This window comes from Streptomyces typhae, from assembly GCF_009755605.1.
Lineage (GTDB): Bacteria > Actinomycetota > Actinomycetes > Streptomycetales > Streptomycetaceae > Streptomyces > Streptomyces typhae.
Genome location: NZ_WPNZ01000060.1, coordinates 1 through 930 on the forward strand (window position 1 = coordinate 1; position 930 = coordinate 930).

At 63.9% G+C, this 930-nt stretch carries 1 protein-coding gene; it reads right to left on the bottom strand.

The window, feature by feature from the left end; all coding sequences use genetic code 11:
• Positions 1 to 930 (bottom strand): helix-hairpin-helix domain-containing protein (locus GPA10_RS41520; RefSeq protein ID WP_246260696.1); only part of this gene is annotated, 930 nt, incomplete at both ends.

The following is a 930-nucleotide window of genomic DNA, read 5'->3' on the forward strand; positions in this document are numbered from 1 at the left end:
CAGGTCGGGGACCTGCATCTCCATGGCGACGAGGCGGGGCACGTCCTCACGCTTGTCGAGCCGGCCCTTGACGAACACCACCGCGTCCTCGACCAGTTGCGTCGACACCAGCTGATACGTCGCCGGGAAGAACATGCACTCGATGGAACCGGCGAGGTCCTCCACCGTCGCGATCGCCCACGCGTTGCCCTGCTTGGTCATCTTCCGCTGCAACCCCGAGATGATCCCGCCGATCGTCACCACCGCACCGTCGGAGAAGTCCCCGCCCGTCAGCTGCCCGATCCCCGCGTCCGCCTTGTCCGAGAGCACATGCTCAAGCCCGAACAGCGGATGGTCCGACACATACAGACCCAGCATCTCCCGCTCCTGCGCGAGCAGATACGTCTTGTCCCACTCGTCGTCGGAGAACTCCACATCCAGACCGAACCCCGGCTCGTCCGACTCGTCCTCCCCCATCCCCCCGAACAGGTCGAACTGCCCCTCGGCCTCCTTGCGCTTGACCGCCACCACATTGTCGATCATCGGCTCGTACTGCGCCGTCAGACCCTTGCGCGTGTGCCCCATCGTGTCGAACGCACCCGCCTTGATCAGCGACTCCGTCGTCCGCTTGTTGCACGCCGCCGCCTCCACCTTGTCCAGGTAGTCCGGGAACGAGGCGAACTTCCCCTTCGCCTTGCGCGAACGGATGATCGACTCCACCACGTTCGTCCCGACGTTGCGCACCGCCTCAAGACCGAACAGGATCACGTCGTCACCCTGCGCCGCGAAATTGTGCACCGACTCGTTCACATTCGGCGGCAGCACCTTGATACCCATCCGACGGCACTCGTTCAGATACACCGCCGACTTGTCCTTGTCGTCCTTCACCGACGTCAACAGCGCCGCCATGTACTCCGCCGGATAATTCGCCTTCAGATACGCCGTCCAGTA